This window comes from Myceligenerans xiligouense, assembly GCF_003814695.1.
Taxonomy (GTDB): Bacteria; Actinomycetota; Actinomycetes; order Actinomycetales; family Cellulomonadaceae; genus Myceligenerans; species Myceligenerans xiligouense.
This window is the reverse complement of the sequence record NZ_RKQZ01000001.1, coordinates 4619893-4638974: the sequence shown is the minus strand read 5'-3', so window position 1 is coordinate 4638974 and position 19082 is coordinate 4619893. Positions and strand designations below refer to the sequence as shown.

The following is a 19082-nucleotide window of genomic DNA, read 5'->3' as shown; positions in this document are numbered from 1 at the left end:
CGTGTGTGATCCAGATCACAGAGAAGTGGCGGAAAGTGCTGTGACATCCGGGCCGTCAGCGCGTCTTCCCCCCGAGGCGCACGTTCGGACCGTGCTGGGGGCGGGCCGAACCGGGCCCGTCGCCGGGGCCGGCGCCGATCGGAGTGCGCTGGGAGCACGCCGATCGGCACCGGACTCCGAACCACTGGCCGAGCGCCGGATCGAACTGTGCCAGGGGCAGGTCGATCCGGCGCTCGCGTCCTCTTCGCCGCGCGGCGTCGTCGCCGACCGCGACCCCGGCACGGTCGCTACCGCGCGCCTCCGGCCGGCAGGTCCACGGGATCGGCAGTGCCGTCGCGCTCGGAGCGGAGGGCCACGAGCTCGGCGCGGACGGCTTGAATCTCCGCCATGAGCGCGGCGTTGGAGGCGTCGTCCTCCTTGTCGTGCTCGACCAGCTCTTCCTCGAGGCTTTCCATACCGCTCACGATCACCGCGATGAACAGGTTCAGCACCGCGAAGCTGACGACGAGGATGAAGAGCACGAAGAAGATCCAGGCGCCCGGCATACCGTCGTCGCCGTTCATGACGGCGTCCGCGATGTCGGGCCAGGCCTCGCCGGTCATGACCTGGAAGAGGCTGAACAGCGTGGTTCCGAGGTTCCCGAAGTGCTCCGGGGAGATGTCCCGGAACAGCTTCGTGGCGATGACCGCCGACACGTACAGCACCAGCACGAGCAGCGCACCGACCGAGCCCATCCCGGGCACGGCCGCGACCAGCCCGTTCACCACACGCTTCATCGACGGGACGGCGTTCACGACGCGGAGCGCGCGCAGGATCCGCAGCGCGCGCAGCGCGGCCAGCGAGTCGATCGACGCGGGCACGAGCGCGATCGTCACGACGAGCAGATCGAAGATGCTCCACGGGTCCGTGAAGAACTTGCGGCCGTGCGCGAAGATCCGCAGGCACAGTTCGACGACGAAGATCCACAGCATCGCCGTGTCCACGTATCCCAGCCACACGTCGACAGGCCCGCCGTTGATCGACGTCTCGACGCCGAGCACCACCGCGTTCGCGATGATCACCCCGAGGATCCCGCGAGTGAACCACGTCGCCTCGACGAGGTCCCTCACCCGTCCGCGAATCGCCTGCACGCGCCTCACTCCGCTTTCCCTGCCGTCATCGGTCCGTTGGCCACGCGAAGCCTAGCGTCGCAGAGGTGTCCGGCATCGCCGCTCATGGTGAGATTTGCGCCTCATGCGACGAACCGCCGTACACACTGGGCGAATAGGGCGGTTCAGTGCCATGGTAGGTGCCGCAACACCTACTCTCACTGGAGGAGCATCACCATGGGTTTCATTCCCTTCCTCATCCTCGGCCTGCTGGCCGGCATCATCGCGCGCATCATCCTGCCGGGCAAGCAGCGGGGCGGCTTCTGGCTGACGCTGCTGCTCGGTGTCCTGGGCGCCATGCTCGGCGGCTGGCTCGGCGGGCTCATCTTCGACATCTCCCTCGACCAGTTCTGGTCGTGGCAGTCCTGGCTGTTCTCGGTCATCGGCGCGCTGATCGTCATCGGCGTGTTCGAGATGATCTTCAAGCGCAAGGCGGACTGACCCTCCATCGGTCAGCACCACTGACACGGGCGAGGGCCCGGGCCTAGGTTGGTACGCATGCCACAGTGCGTCCCCAGGGCCCGGGCCCTCGCCGCGTCGGCGCTCGCCGCGGGCGCACTCCTGACCGGCTGCGTCTCCGGTGGCGCGAGCGTCGACCGGCTCGGGACCGTGCCCGACGACGTCGCCGCGGACCTCGTCGTGACCCTGCAGCAGGCGCGCCTCGACTACGCGGATCGCGTGGTCGAGATCGAGGTGGTCAACTCGTCGGACACGGACCTAGTCCTGCTCGGGGGAGAGCTGGAGAGCGACAGCTTCGGACCGTCGACCGAGACCGAGGCGCGTCCGTTCCGTGCCGAGACCCTGGCGGTCGGCGGCCGGCGGGGCGTCTACGTCGAGCTCGGGGAGGCCACGTGCCCGACCGACCCCGCCGAGGACGCCGTCGCCGGCTCCGGGACGCGTGCCGCCGTCACCGTGGCGCTCGGCAGCCGTGCCGACCACGGCGCGCCGACCACCGTCGAGGTGCCGATCTCCGACCCCGGCGGACACCTGGCCCGCAACTTCGCGCGGGACTGCGCCGCCGCCGCGGTCGCTTCCGGCGTCACGCTCACGCAGACCGACGCCGTACGCACCGAGCGTCGCCGCGACGGGACGGTCGCCGTCATCACCCTCCTCGCCGAACCGGTCGACGACGGCCCGGACGTCCGGATCACCCGGATCGACGGCTCGACCCTCATCGACCCCGCCGACGGCGCCGCGTGGACGGGCCGGGCGCTGGAAGGCCAGGACGACGGCGTCCTCGAACTCGCCCTCGTGCCCGCGCGATGCGACCACCACGCCGTGTCCGAGGACAAGCGGGGCACCTTTCTGCCCGTGCACGCGGAGGTGAACGGTGCGGCGCAGCGGGTGGTGTACGTCCCGATGCCCGACGACGCCAAGCGCGACCTCTTCGAGTACATCGCGGACCACTGCGGCTGGCCGGAAGGCTGACCCGCGCCGTCAGCGGCCGGCCGCGGCCTCAGCCGATGATCGGGGCGCTCTCGGGCATGCGGTAGAGCCGCTGGCGGCTGCGCAGCGCGAGCGCGGTACCCAGGGTGATCGGCCCGAGCCGGCCGATGAACATCAGCGGGACCAGGACGAGCTGGTTGAACCAGGGGAGCTCGGCGGTGATCCCGGTGGACAGTCCCGTGGTGGTGAACGCGGAGGTGACCTCGAACAGGATCTTGTCGACGCTGATGTTCGGCGTCGACGCGGTGATCCACAGGGTCGGAACGATGATGATCGCGACCCCCAGCAGTGCCACGGTCAGGGCCTGGCGCTGCGTGCCGGGCGTGATCCGTCGGTCGAAGACGTTGACGTCCTGCTCGCCCCGCAGTTCGGACCAGATGATGATGGCGAGCACCGCGAAGGTGGTGACCTTGATGCCGCCCGCCGTGCCCGCCGACCCGCCGCCGATGAACATCAGGATGATCGTGCCGAGCCAGGTCTCGTGGTGCATCTGGGAGGTGTCCAGTGAGTTGAACCCGGCGGTCCGCGGCATCACGGACTGGGTGAACGCCGACAGGACCTTGTCGCCGGTGCCGAGCGGGCCCATCGTGCCCGGGTTGGTCCACTCCGCGGCGAGGAAGAACAACGTGCCACCGGCGAGCAGCACGCCCGTCATCCACAGGGTGATCCGGGTGTGCACGCTCCAGCGGCGGGGACGGCGGCCGGTCCGCAGCGCGCGCATCACCTCGGCGATCACGGGCAGGCCGATACCGCCCACGACGACGGCCGCGCTGATCGGGAGGGCCACCCACGGATCCCCGACGAAGCCGATGAGGGAGTCGCTGAACAGCGAGAAGCCCGCGTTGTTGTAGGCGGAGACCGCGTGGAAGACACCCTGCCACGCGGCCTCGCCCAGCGGCATGCCGTACGTGGTGAAGAACCGCCCGGTGAGCACGAGAGCGCAGACACCCTCCACGACGAGGGCGATCTTGAGCACTCGGGTGAGCACGCCCCGCACGTCGCCCAGCCCCACGCTGCGGGTCGACGCGGCAGCCACGAGGCGGGAGCTGAGGTCGAGCCTGCGCGTCAGCAGGATGCCGAGCAGCGAGGCCAGCGTCATCACACCGAGCCCACCGATCTGGATGAGCACGGCGATCACGGCCTCGCCGAAGCCGGACCAGAACACCGGCGTGTCGGTGACGATCAGGCCCGTCACGCAGGTGGCCGAGGTGGCCGTGAACAGCGCCTCGACGAACGTCGCGCGCTCGCCCTCGGCGGCGACCGGCAAGGAGAGGAGCAGGGTCCCGACGGCGATCGTGGCCAGGAATCCGAGGGTGACGACCTGCCCCGGGCGGCGGCGCAGCGAGGCCGCGCTGCTCACCTCTCGGGCGGAAGGTGACTTGCTGTATCGCACGATCCACGACTCTAGACCCGTTCGGCGGCATGGGGGCGACCGAGCCGGTGGTCTGTCGTCGTCCGTGAACGCCGAGCGCCGCGGGCCCGCCGGGGTGGAAGGCCCGGTGGCGCCGCGGCGCTCGAGGTGCGGTACAGGTGCCCAGGCGTGCCCGCGTCAGGTCACGGGTGGCGGATCACGGCGGTCAGACGACGCGGATGAAGACGGGGTTGTCCTGCCACATCTCCGTGTAACGGCCGGGGAGGCCGCTCTGGTACCACTCCATGACCATGCCGTTCCCGGCGTACAGGGCCACGTGGCCGGGGCTCCAGACGATGTCGCCGGGCTGCGGGTCGTAGACCTGGTAGCCGCTGTTGAGCATCGCGGAGGACGAGTGCGGCAGGTCGACGCCGTACAGGCCGTACACGTACTGGATGAAGCCCGAGCAGTCGAAGGCGCCCGGGGTGGAACCGCCCCAGACGTACGCGCCCGCGAGGTAGTTGTACGCGGTGTTCGTGACAAGGACGTTGAGGGGTGTGGGCGGAGGCTCCGGGGCCGGGGTGACCTCGACCAGGCCCTCGACCGTGGTGGTGCCGTCGGCGGTGACGGTGGCGCCTTCGACGTCCAGCTTGACGTTGTGCCCGACCGAGACGGTGCCGGCCTGGCTGATGGCCTGACCGGCGGTTTCCTTCAGCGCGTCGAGGTTGAGACCGTCCATCTTCGCGGCGGTCTTGACGTCGCTGGACGCCGGGGCGGCATGCGAGGTCGTGGCGAAGGTCGAGACCAGGACGCCACCGGCGGCAACCGCCAGGGCACCACGGCGGGCGACGGTGCCGGCGTTCTCGGAGGCGGTGCGGGCGATGACTGTGAGGGGGGTTGTGGCCTTGCGGTCCGCGCGATGGCGGCCGCGCTGGGTGGCGTGGGTCACCGTTCTTCTCCTGTAACGCCTACGAGGTGAGCTGTCGGGTTCGGGTGGGAGATGCTCACCCGGCCGAGCAGACATGGGGGTTCTGCCCGGCTTCACCCCGAGGACGCCGCCCCTTCGGAACTCCTACGAGCTCCGCCGGTTCGCCGTCCGGAGATGGTTCCCCCGTCCCTGCCACGATCGTCCTGGGCACGATGCGGTGGCAGGGCTTGGCGTCCGCCTCGTGACTTCACCCGTTCGGGTGGAGCGAGACTCAAGGTACACACCTTCGGCGAAAAAGTCACGAACGTGTCACGCACAACGGGAATCGGCATGAGATGGCCGTTTTTGCCGGAAATTTCACCCGCTCCGGCGACACGTGTCACGCGGGTTCCGCTACGGTGCGCGCCATGTCCAACGGCGCTACCGACACGGTGACCGAAACACTCACGGCGACCGACCTCTCCGGCCGCGTCTCCGGGTGGTGGATACTCCCGATCAGTGCCGTCCTGTGGTGGGCGGTCGGCTTCCTGCCGTGGATCCTGCACGAGATCTTCCAGGTTCTCGGTGTCGAGCCGTCCTCGCTCGAGGAGATCGACGCGTTCACGCCGATACCCGTCGCGGCCGAGGACGCCGTGGCCTCCCTGGTGACGATGAGTGTCATCGGGGGTGTCCTGGCCGGGGCCGGCGCGCGGCTGGCGCGGCATCGCGGTGGCGGGGCCGTGGCCGCGGTCTGCGGGACGGCGTTCGCCCTGGCCGCCGCGGGCGCCGGCGCGTGGTGGCAGGTCAACGCCGCCGCCGGGGCCGACGACGCCAAGGCCGACGCCTTGCTGGCCGTTGCCGTGGTAGGGACGCTCCTGGGCCTGGTCCTCGGCCTGCTGGCCGCCCTCGCACCGGCGCCCGTCCGCGCCGCGGCGTTCGCGCTGCCGGTCGTCCTCGCGGACGGGTGGTTGTGGGGACTGCTGCCCGGGCACTCCGCCGTGCCGCAAGGGACCTGGTGGATCTTCGCCGTGGCCCTCGGCATCGCCCTCGGGCTGGGCGTGGACCGGAACCCGTTGCAGATGCTCGGGTGGTTGCCGGCGGCCGGGCTGGTCTGGGTGTTGCAGGCCGCTGGTCCCGTGCTCGAGGCGGTGAGCGGGTACTTCGCGCCAGGGGCGCCTCCGCTCTCGATTCCGGTGGTCCTGGACGCGGCCTGGGAGCCGTTGCGCCGGACCACGTTCTCCGCCGACGAGCACGACCTCGGCGGTTGGGTGGTGGGCCTGCTGCTCGGTGTCGCCGTCGCAGGGCTCCGGCTGACCCGGGGGATCGAGGAGGACGACGAGGAGGAGTTCGACGAGCTCCGGGCCTTCGCGCCGAGGTAGCGGGCGGTCGCACCACCCGTTCCCCCGGCGCGAAGGCCGCTGGGACGGGCGGTCAGACCACCCGGACGTAGGTGGGGTTGGACTGCCACATGGCGCGGTAGCTGAGCGGGGTGCCTTGGCTGACCGCCTCGACCACCATGCCGTTTCCGGCGTAGATGGCGATGTGGCCGGGTGTCCAGACGAGGTCGCCGGGCCGCGCCGCGGCCGCGGACACCACGGTGCCCGAGCCGCGCAGGGCCGTTGACGAGTGCGGCAGCGAGACGCCGACCTGTGCGAAGGCGTACTTGACGAGTCCGGAGCAGTCGAAACCGCCCGGGGACTCGCCCCCCCAGACATAGGGCGTGCCGACGAACTGCATGGCGATCGCCACGGCACGCGCGCCGATCGAGCCGTCCGAGGCCGGGGCCGCTGTCCCCGCCGGGGCGGTCGCGGGCCCCGCCGCGGGTTCCGGCGCCGGCGCCGGCGCGGGTTCGGGTTCCGGCTCCGGTGCCGGCTTCACCCTGACCACCGTGGCGGTGAAGTCGAGACGGGCATCTGGCGCCACCCTCACTGCGGGCGCCGTGTCGGTGGTGGTACGCGCCGCCTTGAGGGCCTCGAGGTCGAGTCCCGTGACGCGCTCGTGGTGGCCGTTGCCCGCAGGGGTGGCGGACGCCGTGCTCGACAGCGTCGTCGCGATGATCCCCGATGTCGCTGCGACGAGCGCGCCCTTGCGGGCGGCGTCCGCTGCGGTCTTCGACAGTGCAGTAAGCGGGGTATTGGGAGCGTGGTCGGCGCGGTGTCGACCGCACCTGACGTTGGTACTCACCAGTGGTTCTCCGAATCGCACCTAGGGTCTCCGGGCGCCGCGTACAGCAGGTCACGGCCTCCCGTGGCTACGTCGTCCTGTGACGTAACGGACTCGACGCTAGGTGAAGAAATCGTGCTTGTCTCGACCAGGCATGTGGTGACGCGGAATAACTTGACAAGGTCGGTCCTGTAACTTTTCGACCGTGGCCGACACGCAGGTGGGGTCGGTCATTTCAGGCGAGTCCCGGCGGGCTGACGGCGTCGGAGTTTCCGTCGAGCCTCCTCTCTTCGGCGTGTCGCCGAGATAGATTTCTAATATGCGAGAAAAGACCGGAAAGCCGTCGTCCAACGCCCCTGTCCGACGCCGGAGGTGGGTCCGTCCTGCTCTGGGCGTGGCCCTGACCGCGGTTGTCGTGCTCGCGGTACTCGCGGTGCTCGTGGTCCAGGGTGTGGTCTGGCCCAACCGTCTCCTCGCCGCGGGATACGACGCGCGTGGCATCGACGTCTCGCACCACAACGGAACGATCGACTGGGAGCGGGTCGCCGGGCAGGACGTCGACTTCGCCTACATCAAGGCCACGGAAGGGTCGCGGCACGTCGACGAACGGTTCGGCGAGAACTGGCGCGGCGCACGGGAGGCCGGCCTGGTGGCCGGTGCCTACCACTTCATGAGCTTCGAGAGCCCGGGGGAGGACCAGGCCGCGAACCTCGTGGACACGGTTCCGCCGGAGGAGGACGCGCTGCCGCCCGTCGTCGACCTGGAGCCGTACGGCGAGTACCACCGCGACCTGCCGCCGGCCGACCACGTCCACGCGATCCTCGACCCGCTGCTCGACGCTATCGAGGACCACTACGGCCTGCCGGCGGCCATCTACACGACGAACGAGGCGTACGACGCCTACCTCGCCGGACGCTACCCCGACAACCCGGTGTGGATCCGTGCCGTCGCGCTGCCACCGCGCCTCTCGGACGGGCGGGACTGGACGATCTGGCAGTACTCGAACCGCGACAAGCTCGAGGGCGTCGGAACGGATCGAGGCGCGGAGCCGTACGTCGACATGAATGTCCTGGACGGCACCCTGGAGGAAGTCAGGGAAGCACGTCCCTGATGTCCGCGAGGATCGGCCTCAGCAGCGTGGTGCGGCGGGTCCGGACGACGTTCTCCGTCACGGTCGCGATGCGCTCCAGCAGCGCGAGCGAGGTGGTCAGCCGCGGGTCCGGGGCGGGCTGCGGCTCGCGGTTGCCGGTGTCGGTCAGCGTGCGGGACCACTGCTGCGCGGCCCCGGTCAGCATCGACGCGAGGTCGTCACGTTCGACTGGACGTGCGGACATGGCATAGGCGATCGCCGCGCGGTGCAGCTTGTTGCGCGCGTCTCCGACACGGCGGCCCTCGCGGGCCTTCTCGAAGAATCCGCCGGCGCTCGCCCGTGCGAGCACCGGCTGCAACGCCGGCGCGTTCTCGATGACGATCGGACGCGGATCCAGCGGAACCTCGTAACGAAGCCCGGCGGGGACATCGGTGCCGGCCAAGGACAGCTCTGGGGCGGTCGTCATGGTTCGTTCCTGTTCTCGTGCATTCCACAATGCCCGTTGACAGGGGTCTATCAAGGAGCACGCCCGCCCGCTCGCTGACGCGCCGTCCGTGTCGCGTGCGCCGTGATCGTGCGTTGGGCGCAATCGAGAGATCGCGCGGTAGGAGGGGCGGCGTGCGCATCGCGCCGGAGTCACCCGCTGTCGTGTCGAGTGACCTGAGTCACATACTGTGGCGGGTGAGGGCCGCGCTGCCTTCTCCGCCGAGCACTTCATCGGATTGCGAAAGGGACGTCTCATGACCGACCCGCACGCAGGACACCGCGAACACACCGCGTCACCGCATGAGGACCGGAACGCGACGCACGCGGCCGGCACCCGTGACCGGGGCCGGGAGGCCGGGCATCCGGGAGCGGGTCACGACCGGCCGCACGGGCACGGGGGGCACGGCGACCACGTCGGCCGGTTCCGGCGGCTGTTCTGGATCAACCTCGTCATCGCCGTCCCGGTCGTGCTCTTCTCGGGGTCGTTCGCGATGATCCTCGGGTACGAGCTCCCCGACCTCGCCGGGACGACGTGGATCTCCCCCGTGCTCGGTACCGTCATGTACGTGTCGGGCGGCCGGCCCTTCCTCACCGGCGCCGCGGGCGAGCTCAAGGATCGCCGGCCGGGCATGATGCTCCTGATCAGCCTGGGGATCACCGTCGCGTTCGGGGCGTCCTGGGGGGCACGCCTCGGCCTGCTCGACCACAGCCTCGAGTTCTGGTGGGAACTCGCGCTGCTGATCGTCATCATGCTGTTCGGGCACTGGATCGAGATGCGTTCCCTGGCGCAGACCACCTCGGCCCTCGACTCCCTCGCGGCCCTCCTGCCCGACGAGGCCGAGAAGGTGGACGGCGACTCGATCGTGACGGTCTCACCCGCCGAGCTCCAGGTGGACGACGTCGTCGTGGTCCGGCCCGGCGGCAGCGTGCCCGCCGACGGGACGATCATCGAGGGCCGCGCCGACATGGACGAATCGATGGTCACCGGTGAATCGCGCGCCGTGGCGCGCGGCGTCGACGACGCGGTCACGGCGGGGACGGTCGCGACCGATTCCGGGCTGCGGGTGCGGATCACCGCCATCGGCGACGACACGGCCCTTGCGGGCATCCAACGCCTGGTCAGCGATGCGCAGAACTCTTCCTCCCGGGCGCAGCGCCTCGCCGACCGGGCGGCGGCCTGGCTCTTCTGGTTCGCGCTCGGCGCCGCGCTGGTCACCGCGGTGGTCTGGACCGTGACCGGCCTCCCCGACAGTGCCGTGGTGCGGACCGTCACCGTCCTCGTCATCGCCTGCCCCCATGCTCTCGGGCTGGCCATCCCCCTGGTCGTGTCGATCGCTACCGAACGCGCGGCACGGGGCGGCGTGCTGGTCAAGGACCGCCTCGCGCTGGAGAGCATGCGCACGGTGGACGTCGTGCTGTTCGACAAGACCGGCACGCTGACCAAGGGGGAGCCGACCGTGACCGGCATCGAGACGACCGGCCGGCTCGACGAGGACACGGTGCTGGCGATGGCCGCGGCCGCCGAGTCCGACAGCGAGCACCCGCTCGCGCGGGCGATCGTCCGCACGGCCGGAGAGCGTGGCCTCGACGTCCCGCGTTCGTCCGGCTTCTCCTCCTCGCCGGCGGTGGGGGTCACGGCGACCGTCGACGGCCATGAGGTCCGGGTCGGCGGGCCCCGGCTGCTCGAGGAGCTGGGCGTACCGGAGGTCGACGCCGCGGCCCGATGGCGCACCGAGGGCGCCATCATCCTGCACGCGGTCCGCGACGGTGTCGTCGTCGGGGGACTCCGCCTCGCCGACGAGGTGCGCCAGGAGTCCCGCGAGGCGGTCGACGCGTTGCACGCCCTCGGTGTCGAGGTCGCCATGATCACCGGCGACGCCGGTGCCGTCGCTCACGCCGTGGGAGACGAGCTCGGTATCGATCGGGTGTTCGCCGAGGTGCGCCCCGAGGACAAGTCTGCCGAGGTCGCCGAGCTGCAGCAGGAGGGCAGAAAGGTCGCGATGGTCGGCGACGGCGTCAACGACGCCCCCGCGCTCGCCCAGGCCGACGTCGGCATCGCCATCGGCGCCGGGACGGACGTGGCCATCGCCTCGGCCGGCGTGATCCTCGCCAGCTCCGACCCGCGCTCCGTGCTGTCCGTGATCGAGCTCTCCCGCGCCGGCTACCGCAAGATGGAACAGAACCTGTGGTGGGCGGCCGGGTACAACCTGTTCTCCGTCCCGCTCGCGGCAGGTGTCCTCGCCCCCGTCGGATTCGTGATGCCCATGTCCGTCGGCGCGATCCTCATGTCGCTGTCCACCGTCGTGGTCGCACTCAACGCGCAACTGCTGCGCCGGATGGACCTGAGCCCGCAGGCGAGCACCCGGGCGGTGCTGGACCGCGAGGGGGCACCGGGCTGATCGTGGGCGTCAGGGACGACGTTCCACGCCCCCGCCGCGGGACGACGTGACGGACACGTTTGATGCGGCGGCGTGCGCTGGCGCAGACTCTTCCCACGTTCGCGCGAAGGAGAGCAATGGTCGAGGAAGACACGGCAGGCACGGTCGGGCAGGCGTTCGGGCGGTCCGACCTGGACTACACCCCGTGGGCGTTCTGGGACCGGGCCGAGGACGGCGACAAGCTCCGGCAGCGCACGCTTCAGGCGACGCTGTCCGCCGAGCGGGGCTTCAGGTTCGGGGAGCGGTGCTTCGTCTCCGAGCTGTCCTCGGTGACAAACGAGATGCTCGAGCTGGGCGACCGCACCTACGTGGCGGCGGGTGCGTATCTCTCCGGGACGCTGCGTGCCGGACGTGACTGCACGGTCAACCCGTACACCGTTGTGCGCGGAGAGATCCGTCTGGGCGACGCGGTCCGGATCGGCGCCCACACGTCGCTGCTCGGGTTCAACCACACCATGGGCGATCCCGACATCGAGGTCCATCGGCAGGCGATCACCGTCAAGGGGATCTCGATCGGCGACGACGTCTGGATCGGCTCGCACGTCGTGGTCCTGGACGGAGTCACGGTCGGGGACAAGGCCGTGCTCGCCGCCGGAGCCGTGGTGACGAAGGACGTGCCGTCCGGAGCCGTGGTCGGCGGGAACCCGGCCCGGGTCATCAAGTGGCGGACGGGGCCGGACCGGCCGCGGCCACGAGCGGCCGGGGACCTTTCCGCCGCGGTGGCGGAGTTCGCGGGGGCAGCGCGCGACCAGGCGGCCGCGATCCTCGACAAGCACTGGGACGACAGCGCCGGGCTGTTCGCCGATCTCCCCGCGACCGCGCCGACGGTCCGGGCCCAGTGCGACGCGGTCGAGATCGCCGACCTGCTGCTGGGAGGCCCTCCTCCGCGGATCGGCGCCGGTGAGCTCACGGAGCTCCTCCGTTCCTGGCAGGATCCGGAGTCCGGCCTGGTGGGCGAGCTGGACGAGGAGCGCCGTCCCGTTCGTCCCGCGGCCACGATGTTCGCCCCGTCCGCGGACTATCACGTCCTGTGCGTGGGTTATGCGCTCGACCTCCTCGGCAGCCGTTTCGCCCACCCCCTGACGGTCTTCTCCGAGGCTTCCGCCGCGGATGTGGTGGACGGCCTCGACGGGCAGGACTGGGCCCGCAACGCCTGGCGGGCGGGGAGCCGCGCCGACGCGCTCGGGACTGCCCTGCACTGGAACGCGCGCATGGGCGTGCCCAACCGCCCCGGCGCGGCCGAGGCGCTGTTCGGGTGGTTGCTGACCAACGCCGATCCGCGCACCGGCATGTGGGGAAGCGCCGGCGGACCGGAAGGGCTGCTGCAAGTCGTGAACGGCTACTACCGAGCCTCGCGAGGGACGTTCGCGCAGTTCGGCCAGCCCGTGCCCTACGCCGAGCGCGTCGTGGACACCGTGCTGACGCACGCGCGCGACGCCCGCTACTTCGCGCGGGCGCGACAGAATGCCTGCAACGTGCTGGACGTCGCCCACCCGCTGTGGCTCACCCGCGGGTCGGGACACCGCGGCGACGAGGTCGTCGACCTCGCGCGCCGGCTGCTGTCCGACGCGCTGAGTCACTGGACGCCGGGGCGGGGTTTCGGGTTCCAGGCGCCCCACCCGACGACGGCGTCCGTCCCCGCGACCACTCCGAGCCTGCGGGGGACGGAGATGTGGCTCGCCGTCATCTGGCTCCTGGCGGACCTCGCCGGCCTGTCCGACCAGCTCGGTTACCGGCCGCGCGGCGTGCATCGTCCCGAGCCCGCCCCGCCGGGGTAGCACAGGGGGCCGGTTCGTCGGAGGATCACTCTGTGAGCACACCGTCAGGACCGACCGCCCCACCCGCGCCGGCGGCCGCACCCGCACCCGCGCCGGCGCGGCGCCTCCGCCGATGGTGGTGGCGCAGCGGAGCGCTGGCCGTCGGGCTCGTCGCGGGCGCCGCGGTCGTCGCCGGGATCGTCGAACACCTTGCCTGGGTCGAGACCGTCGCCGCCTACGACGCCGACATCGCCCGTGTCACCGACGAGGCCGAGACCGCCCGCGCCCGTGCGGAGGCCGCCTACGCCGCAAGCCTCCGATCGCTGGACGAGGCGATCGACGACGGCCGGTCCGTGTACGACGCCAGCGAAGACCAGGTGGCCGACCCCGCTGTCCGCGAGCCGCTCGTCGCGGCCCTGGCCGACGCCGAGGAACTGCGCGCCACCGAGGTCACCTATCCGGTCACGACGACGCGCACCGTGGAGTCCGTCACCCGGCCGAACCCGCTCCGCCGCGAGACGCTGCCGGAGGTCTCGGTCGAGGTCATGGGCGGTTCGGAACCGGCGCCGGGCGGCCTCGACGCGGAGGCGGCCGGCGTGGCCGAGGTGACCGACACCGTCGCCGCGGCCCGCCGGCAGTGGGCCCTCGTCGAGCTACGGGCCGCCACGGTCGAGGGCCGGGACGCCCGCGCCGACCTCCGCGGGCAGGTCGGTGCGCGCGCACTCGGCACTCTTGAGGAGGCGGTCGCCGACGCCGAGGCGATACTCGATGGCGGAGCGGACGCCGTCGACCCCGACGTGGCCGTCCCGCTGCGGGACACCCTGTTCGACACCACGCACGCCCTGTGGTCCGCCCGGCTGGCCGAGATCCACGACGAGCGCCGTGCCGCCGCCCGCGCCGCCGGCGTCGACTGCCGCGTCGACAGGTGCGTCGCCCTGACGTTCGACGACGGACCGGTCGAGGACACCCGGCGTCTGCTCCGCATTCTCGCGGCGAAGGACGCGCCCGCCACCTTCTTCCTGGTGGGCGACAACGCCGCGAAGCGGCCCGACATCGTCCGTGCCGTCGCCGACGGAGGACACCTCCTGGCGAACCACTCCTGGGCCCACCCGCAACTGACGACGCTGGACGACGCCGACGTGCGTGACGAGCTCCGGCGCACCCAGGACGCGATCGCGGAGGCGACCGGGTTCACCCCGTTCCTCCTGCGCCCGCCCTACGGCGACGTCGACGGCCGGGTGCGCTCGCTCGCGACACGCACCGGTCTCGACGTCGTCCTGTGGAGCGTCGACACCGAGGACTGGAGCGCACGCGACGCCGAGGAGACGCGCCGTCGCGTGCGAGCCCAGGTCGCGCCGGGCAGCAACGTCCTGATGCACGACATCCATCCGTCCACGGTCGACGCGGTGCCGAAGATCATCGACGACCTGCGCGCGGAGGGCTACGTGCTCGTCACCGCCGACCTCCTGACCGACCGGTGACCCCGGCTCCGCCCGGCGTGGCCGGCACGGTGGCCGGGCGTGCCGAGGCGGTGGCCGCCGCGTGACGGACGGCGGCCACCGGCCCGCCTTCTCAGGAGCTCGTGCACGTCAGGGTCGGTGTCGGCGGCGTGCCGCTGCCGAGCAGGCCGAAGGTCGTGGTGCCACCGGCCGGGAGCTGGCCGTTCCAGTCGGCGTTCCGGACGACGACGAGGTCTCCCTGCGATGTCACCGTGCCGTTCCACACCTGGTCCACGCTCCCGCCCGACAGGGGCCAGCTGACGCTCCATGACGTCGTCGGGGATCCGGCCTCGACGGTCACCTCACCCTGGAATCCGCCGTCCCACGAGTTCACGGTGCTGTACGTCGCGGTGCAGTCGCCGGCAGGGGGCGGGGTGGTGGTCGGCGTCGGCGTCGGCGTCGGGCTGAGAGTGGGCGTCGGGGTGGGCGTGGGACTGGGCGACGGCGAGCTCAGGGACGTGAAGAACTGCCAGATCTCGCCGGGCACCCAGGACTGCTGCTGGCCGGCGTCCCGCGCGTCCCACTGGTGGTCGCTGTCGGACGCGATCCAGACGACCGGGTACCCGTCGTCGCACGTGTAGCTGGTCTTGATGTGCGTGCCGCTGCCCTGGGCCGGTTCGGGCGCCTGCTGGGGCTGGCATCCGTTGTTCTGCAGGAAGCGGTCGCGCAGCGCGCGGCCCTGCGAGATGTTCAGGACGCTGTCCACGATGCCGTGCGAGCCGAGGTACGCGACGGGCTCGGTGCCGCCGGCGCACCCCGAGAGCTGGGCGCCGTTGAGGACCGCGACCGCGCGGAACACGTCGGCGCGTGCGCACGCCAGGGCGTTGCTCATGCCGCCGCCGTAGCTGAAGCCGGTGGCGAACCGCTGGGTCGTGTCGATGCAGAGCGCGGACTCGACGGTGCTCAGCACGTCGTCCACGAAAGCGACGTCCTGGCCGTTGTTGTTCGGCCAGGCGTTGTCGAAGCCCTGCGGGGCCACGAACACCGTGCTCTCGTTCGCGAGCGGCTTCAGGCCGTAGAAGTTCTGGTTGGCCACGTCCTGGGACGTGCCGTGCCACCAGTGCAGCCCCACGACGAGGCGGTAGGGATGGTTCGGGTCGTACCCGGCGGGCACGTCGAGCCGGAACGTGCGGGCCTGCCCGCCGCTCTGGATGGTGTGGTTGCCGGTCGTCAGGCCGGCGGGCTGGCCGCAGCCGGCGGTGGCGGCGGTCGCCGTGACGGCGGTCTCGGGGACCGCCCAACTCGGTGCGGTCAGCCCGCCGAGGGCAAGCAGGGCGGCCGCGGCCGCCAGCAGGACCCGTCGGCCTCGGGACGGGGTGGGGTGTCGCATGGTGTCGCTCCCTTCAGCAGGTCCCTGGCCACGCTGCCGGGGACGGCGTCCACGGGACGATGCCCGCCGATCTACCGAATATAACGATAAATAGGGCCAATCGAACACGGGCTAAACGGTTCGCGACGGCAGCGCGGAGGGTGCGCCGGTCCCGGGGCGACGGACACGTCACGGAGGCGCGCGGTGACGGCGCACGTGGGAACGACCGGGGCCGACCCGATTGCGGCGACCCCCAGGAGTGAGACGCTGGAAGGAGATCCGGCGTCGTCGGCGCACCCCGTGGAGCGCCCGAGGAGACGGCGTCGGGCAGTCACGAGGGAGTGAGACGACGATGGTCACGATACGACGCGAGATTCCTACCTTCGCGGTGGGGGACGTCGACGCCGCGCGAGCGTTCTACTCCGACACCCTGGGGCTGCGCGTGACGGTACTCGACAACGGGGAAGGCCTGGTGCTCCGCCTCGGCAGCGGAACCCCGGTGTTCCTCTACCCCAAGGAGGACCACCAGCCGGCCGGATTCACGGTGCTGCACCTGGAGGTCGACGACGTCGACCAGGTGGTCGACGAACTCACCGCCAAGGGGGTGGAGTTCGTGCGGTACAACGGCTTCGGCCAGGACGAGAAGGGTGTCGCCCGCGGGTTCATGGCGGGCGGCGACGGTGCCTGGGTCACCGACCCGTCCGGAAACGTCATCGGGTTCGCGGACGGCACCGGGACGCAGGCGCTCTTCGACGAGTCCTGAGCGCGGCGTCTCCTGAGCCCCGAGTCGCGGGCCCGGCGGAGGCCTCCTACACCTGCATGTCGACGAAGCGTTGGTAGTGCCCCTGGAACGCCACGGTGATGACGTCCGTGGGGCCGTTACGGTGCTTGGCCACGATCAGGTCGGCTTCACCGGCGCGCGGGGACTCCTTCTCGTAGGCGTCCTCGCGGTGCAGCAGGATCACGACGTCCGCGTCCTGCTCGATGGAGCCACTTTCACGCAAATCCGACATCTGAGGTTTTTTGTCGCCGCGCTGCTCCGGGCCTCGGTTGAGCTGTGAGATCGCGATGACCGGGACCTCGAGCTCCTTCGCCAGCAGCTTGAGCGCTCGGGAGAACTCCGAGACCTCCTGCTGCCGGGACTCGACGCGCTTGCCGGACGTCATGAGCTGGAGGTAGTCGATCACGACGAGCTTGAGGTCGTGCCGCTGCTTGAGCCGCCGGCACTTGGCCCGGATCTCCATGAGCGACATGTTCGGCGAGTCGTCGATGAACAGCGGCGCGTCCGAGATCTTGCCCATGGTGGCGGCCAGCTTCTGCCAGTCGCCGTCGTCCATCTTGCCGGACCGCATGCGGGTCAGCGGAACCCGCGCCTCGCTGGCGAGCAGACGCATGGTGATCTCGTTCCGGCTCATCTCCAGCGAGAAGATCACCGCGGCCTGGTTGTGATGAATAGCAGCGTGACCTGCGACGTTGATGCCCAGCACCGAGTTGTGCGTCGGGACCATGGACCGGCTCGCCAAGTACATGTGCGAGGGGTGCTCCACCTCGACGCACCGCACCGGCACGGACTCGACCGGCCGGACACCAACGATGAACCGCGAAGTGAGCTTGGCGGTCCGGGGGCGTCGCCGCTCCTTGTGCACCAGCCGCTTCCGCTCCAGTCGAAAGACATCATCGTCCGTCGTGAAGGTGATCGTGTAGGCCGTGGAGGATGCTTCGGTGCGGCCTTTGACGATCCGTTCGGACCAGCCCGTCCGATAGCCGAGGGAGAGGACCAGCTCACGTATACCGAGCGCGAGATGGTGGTTCGTCACGGTGATCTGGACACTGCCCTGCGGGTTGACCGTCCCGTCTGAGTCGAGCAGACCGGCCAGCAGGTCGCGCCGCTGAGACTGGCTGGCCCGCAGATACACCGTGGGAATGTGCTTGTTCCGCAGCACACCCAGGGCACGGAGCCGCCCACCCATCGTGCCGTTCTTGTCGTGGCAGTCCTGGCAACGCCGGAACCCCCAACCCGGCCTCCCGCAGTCGGGACACTGTGGCAACTCACGCCGCCTCATCCCGCGAGAGCGGGCTGCGCAAGACCCGCCGCATGCGCGCAACGTCGCTCGTGCCGGAGTGAAGGCCTTTCCGCACACGATGCAGTCGCGAACGACGGGTTCGGGTGCGGGCAGGAGGAGGTTGTAGGTCCTGGTGCCTCCTCGGGGAGCACCCTTCGCCTGCGCGATGTAACCGAGCGCCTCGACCCTTGCGGCGATCTCCGGGTCGGCGGAGGTGAACTCGGCACGTCGTGCAGTACCGTCGCCCAGCCAGACCCCGAGCGCGTAGGGATGAATGGGAAGGTCAGCGCTCGGAAGTGCGATCGGGCGCGCAGTGGCGATCGAGTGGTTCGCGCGTTGGTCCGCGGTGTGGCAGCGGACGGTGGACGCGATCTGTTCGGTTGTGCGGACGGCGGAATCGGGCGTGTCACCGGACTTCACCTTCCGGCGCTGTGCGCGGGTGCTCGTCACCCATTGATGCTGTGCGTCGGCGACGATCACCGTGCCGTCGTCGAACTCGACCTCGTAGCAGGGGCGGCCCGCCATCACCTCGGTCGCGGCGACAACCCTCGTCGGTGCTCCATCGGCCGCGATCAGCTCGTCGCCCACGGCGACCTCGCCCATCGTGGTCCAGCCCGACGGCGTCGGCAGGGGCGTATCCAGCGCCAGCGCCTTGCCGACGGCCGGGCGGGCCGCCACCACGATCATCTGGCCCGAGTGCAGGCCGTTCGTCAGGCGGTCGAAGTCCGAGTAGCCCGTCGGCACCCCGACCATGCCCTCGCCACGGCCCTGGGCGGCGTCGATCTCGTCGAACGTGGGCCCGATGATCTCGGACAGCGGCAGGTAGTCCTCGCTGGCCCGGCGCTCGGTCACCGCGTAGACCTCGGCCTGGGCGTTGTTGACGACGTCGTCGACCTCGCCGCCGTCCGTCGAGTAGCCCATCTGCACGATGCGCGTACCGGCCTCGACCAGGCGCCGCAGGATCGCACGCTCGCGCACGATCTTCGCGTAGTAGCCGGCGTTCGCCGCGGTGGGCACGCTGGCCATGAGGTCGTGCAGGTACGGCGCGCCGCCCACGCGGGCCAGCTCCCCGCGGCGGTTCAGCTCCGCGACGACGGTGATGGCGTCCGCCGGTTCCCCTCGCCCGTACAGGTCGATGATCGCGTCGTAGATCTGCTCGTGCGCGGGGCGGTAGAAGTCGTTCCCCCGGATCTGCTCGATGACGTCCGCGATGGCGTCCTTCGAGAGCAGCATGCCGCCGAGCACGCTCATCTCCGCCGCGACATCCTGCGGCGGTGTGCGGTCGAGACCCGGCCCGGAGTAGCCTGCCTCGAGCTCGTCGATCGACATCCGGGCCCTCCTCTCCTGTCTCGCCGCGTCCGTGCGTCACGGTCGAGCCGACCGACTGCAGAACATCCCGTCCGGGGCGTTGGCTCCAGTTGTACC

The 19082-nt window shown here is 70.8% G+C and carries 15 protein-coding genes and 1 riboswitch; of the genes, 8 read left to right on the top strand and 7 right to left on the bottom strand.

Annotation, left to right across the window (positions count from 1 at the left end; all coding sequences use genetic code 11):
* Positions 1-287: 287 nt before the first annotated feature.
* Positions 288-1130 carry an ion transporter gene (locus tag EDD34_RS20115; RefSeq protein ID WP_246012594.1) on the bottom strand — a complete coding sequence of 281 codons (843 nt, stop codon included), beginning with the start codon at positions 1128-1130 and terminating at the stop codon, positions 288-290.
* A gap of 195 nt (positions 1131-1325) precedes the next feature.
* Between EDD34_RS20115 and EDD34_RS20110 the strand changes: the two genes are divergently transcribed.
* The gene (locus EDD34_RS20110; protein ID WP_123816143.1) at positions 1326-1589 is read left to right on the top strand and encodes a GlsB/YeaQ/YmgE family stress response membrane protein; all 264 of its coding nucleotides are present in this window, start codon (positions 1326-1328) and stop codon (positions 1587-1589) included.
* Positions 1590-1646: 57 nt separating this feature from the next.
* On the top strand, positions 1647-2576 hold the full coding sequence (locus EDD34_RS20105; RefSeq protein WP_123816142.1) for a hypothetical protein: 930 nt from the start codon (positions 1647-1649) through the stop codon (positions 2574-2576).
* Between the two features lie 28 nt (positions 2577-2604).
* Here EDD34_RS20105 and EDD34_RS20100 read toward each other — a convergent pair whose 3' ends face one another.
* Positions 2605-3987, bottom strand: a complete 1383-nt coding sequence (locus tag EDD34_RS20100; RefSeq protein ID WP_246012593.1) for a TrkH family potassium uptake protein — start codon at positions 3985-3987, stop codon at positions 2605-2607.
* Positions 3988-4171: 184 nt separating this feature from the next.
* On the bottom strand, positions 4172-4894 hold the full coding sequence (locus EDD34_RS20095) for a C40 family peptidase (protein WP_123816141.1): 723 nt from the start codon (positions 4892-4894) through the stop codon (positions 4172-4174).
* 2 nt (positions 4895-4896) lie between these two features.
* A riboswitch (cyclic di-AMP (ydaO/yuaA leader) is annotated at positions 4897-5093 on the bottom strand.
* Between the two features lie 187 nt (positions 5094-5280).
* Here EDD34_RS20095 and EDD34_RS20090 point away from each other — a divergent pair.
* A complete protein-coding gene (locus tag EDD34_RS20090) occupies positions 5281-6231 on the top strand; it encodes a hypothetical protein (RefSeq protein WP_123816140.1) in 951 nt (316 codons plus the stop codon).
* Positions 6232-6283: 52 nt separating this feature from the next.
* Here the strand turns inward: EDD34_RS20090 and EDD34_RS20085 are convergent, their stop codons facing one another.
* Positions 6284-7036, bottom strand: a complete 753-nt coding sequence (locus tag EDD34_RS20085) for a C40 family peptidase (RefSeq protein ID WP_123816139.1) — start codon at positions 7034-7036, stop codon at positions 6284-6286.
* Positions 7037-7334: 298 nt separating this feature from the next.
* Here EDD34_RS20085 and EDD34_RS20080 point away from each other — a divergent pair, with 298 nt between their 5' ends.
* Positions 7335-8126, top strand: a complete 792-nt coding sequence (locus EDD34_RS20080) for a GH25 family lysozyme (protein ID WP_123816138.1) — start codon at positions 7335-7337, stop codon at positions 8124-8126.
* Here EDD34_RS20080 and EDD34_RS20075 read toward each other — a convergent pair.
* Positions 8107-8571, bottom strand: a complete 465-nt coding sequence (locus tag EDD34_RS20075) for a hypothetical protein (RefSeq protein ID WP_123816137.1) — start codon at positions 8569-8571, stop codon at positions 8107-8109. The genes EDD34_RS20080 and EDD34_RS20075 overlap by 20 nt on opposite strands.
* A gap of 274 nt (positions 8572-8845) precedes the next feature.
* Between EDD34_RS20075 and EDD34_RS20070 the strand changes: the two genes are divergently transcribed.
* From EDD34_RS20070 to EDD34_RS20060, 3 genes are all read left to right on the top strand, one after another.
* Complete coding sequence (locus tag EDD34_RS20070) at positions 8846-10990, top strand: copper-translocating P-type ATPase (RefSeq protein WP_123816136.1); 2145 nt, start codon at positions 8846-8848, stop codon at positions 10988-10990.
* Between the two features lie 116 nt (positions 10991-11106).
* Positions 11107-12807 carry an acyltransferase gene (locus EDD34_RS21465; protein ID WP_123816135.1) on the top strand — a complete coding sequence of 567 codons (1701 nt, stop codon included), beginning with the start codon at positions 11107-11109 and terminating at the stop codon, positions 12805-12807.
* Positions 12808-12839: 32 nt separating this feature from the next.
* Positions 12840-14267 (top strand): polysaccharide deacetylase family protein, encoded by a 1428-nt coding sequence (locus EDD34_RS20060; RefSeq protein ID WP_123816134.1) that lies wholly within the window; start codon positions 12840-12842, stop codon positions 14265-14267.
* 91 nt (positions 14268-14358) lie between these two features.
* Here EDD34_RS20060 and EDD34_RS20055 read toward each other — a convergent pair whose 3' ends face one another.
* On the bottom strand, positions 14359-15615 hold the full coding sequence (locus EDD34_RS20055; RefSeq protein ID WP_123816133.1) for a CE1 family esterase: 1257 nt from the start codon (positions 15613-15615) through the stop codon (positions 14359-14361).
* Positions 15616-15946: 331 nt separating this feature from the next.
* On the opposite strand from EDD34_RS20055, the gene EDD34_RS20050 reads away from it, so the two are divergent.
* Entirely contained in the window at positions 15947-16357 is a 411-nt protein-coding gene (locus EDD34_RS20050) for a VOC family protein (protein WP_123816132.1), read from the top strand.
* A 46-nt stretch (positions 16358-16403) separates the two neighbouring features.
* On the opposite strand, the gene dnaB is transcribed toward EDD34_RS20050, so the two are convergent.
* Complete coding sequence (dnaB, locus tag EDD34_RS20045; RefSeq protein WP_123816131.1) at positions 16404-18986, bottom strand: replicative DNA helicase; 2583 nt, start codon at positions 18984-18986, stop codon at positions 16404-16406.
* Between the last annotated feature and the right edge of the window lie 96 nt (positions 18987-19082).

Coding starts and splice junctions, on each gene's coding strand:
- EDD34_RS20070 (WP_123816136.1), top strand. CDS start 8,846: ATGACCGACCCGCACGCAGGACACCGCGAACACACCGCGTCACCGCAT.
- EDD34_RS20090 (WP_123816140.1), top strand. CDS start 5,281: ATGTCCAACGGCGCTACCGACACGGTGACCGAAACACTCACGGCGACC.
- EDD34_RS21465 (WP_123816135.1), top strand. CDS start 11,107: ATGGTCGAGGAAGACACGGCAGGCACGGTCGGGCAGGCGTTCGGGCGG.
- dnaB (WP_123816131.1), bottom strand. CDS start 18,986: ATGTCGATCGACGAGCTCGAGGCAGGCTACTCCGGGCCGGGTCTCGAC.
- EDD34_RS20050 (WP_123816132.1), top strand. CDS start 15,947: ATGGTCACGATACGACGCGAGATTCCTACCTTCGCGGTGGGGGACGTC.
- EDD34_RS20080 (WP_123816138.1), top strand. CDS start 7,335: ATGCGAGAAAAGACCGGAAAGCCGTCGTCCAACGCCCCTGTCCGACGC.
- EDD34_RS20055 (WP_123816133.1), bottom strand. CDS start 15,615: ATGCGACACCCCACCCCGTCCCGAGGCCGACGGGTCCTGCTGGCGGCC.
- EDD34_RS20075 (WP_123816137.1), bottom strand. CDS start 8,571: ATGACGACCGCCCCAGAGCTGTCCTTGGCCGGCACCGATGTCCCCGCC.
- EDD34_RS20110 (WP_123816143.1), top strand. CDS start 1,326: ATGGGTTTCATTCCCTTCCTCATCCTCGGCCTGCTGGCCGGCATCATC.
- EDD34_RS20105 (WP_123816142.1), top strand. CDS start 1,647: ATGCCACAGTGCGTCCCCAGGGCCCGGGCCCTCGCCGCGTCGGCGCTC.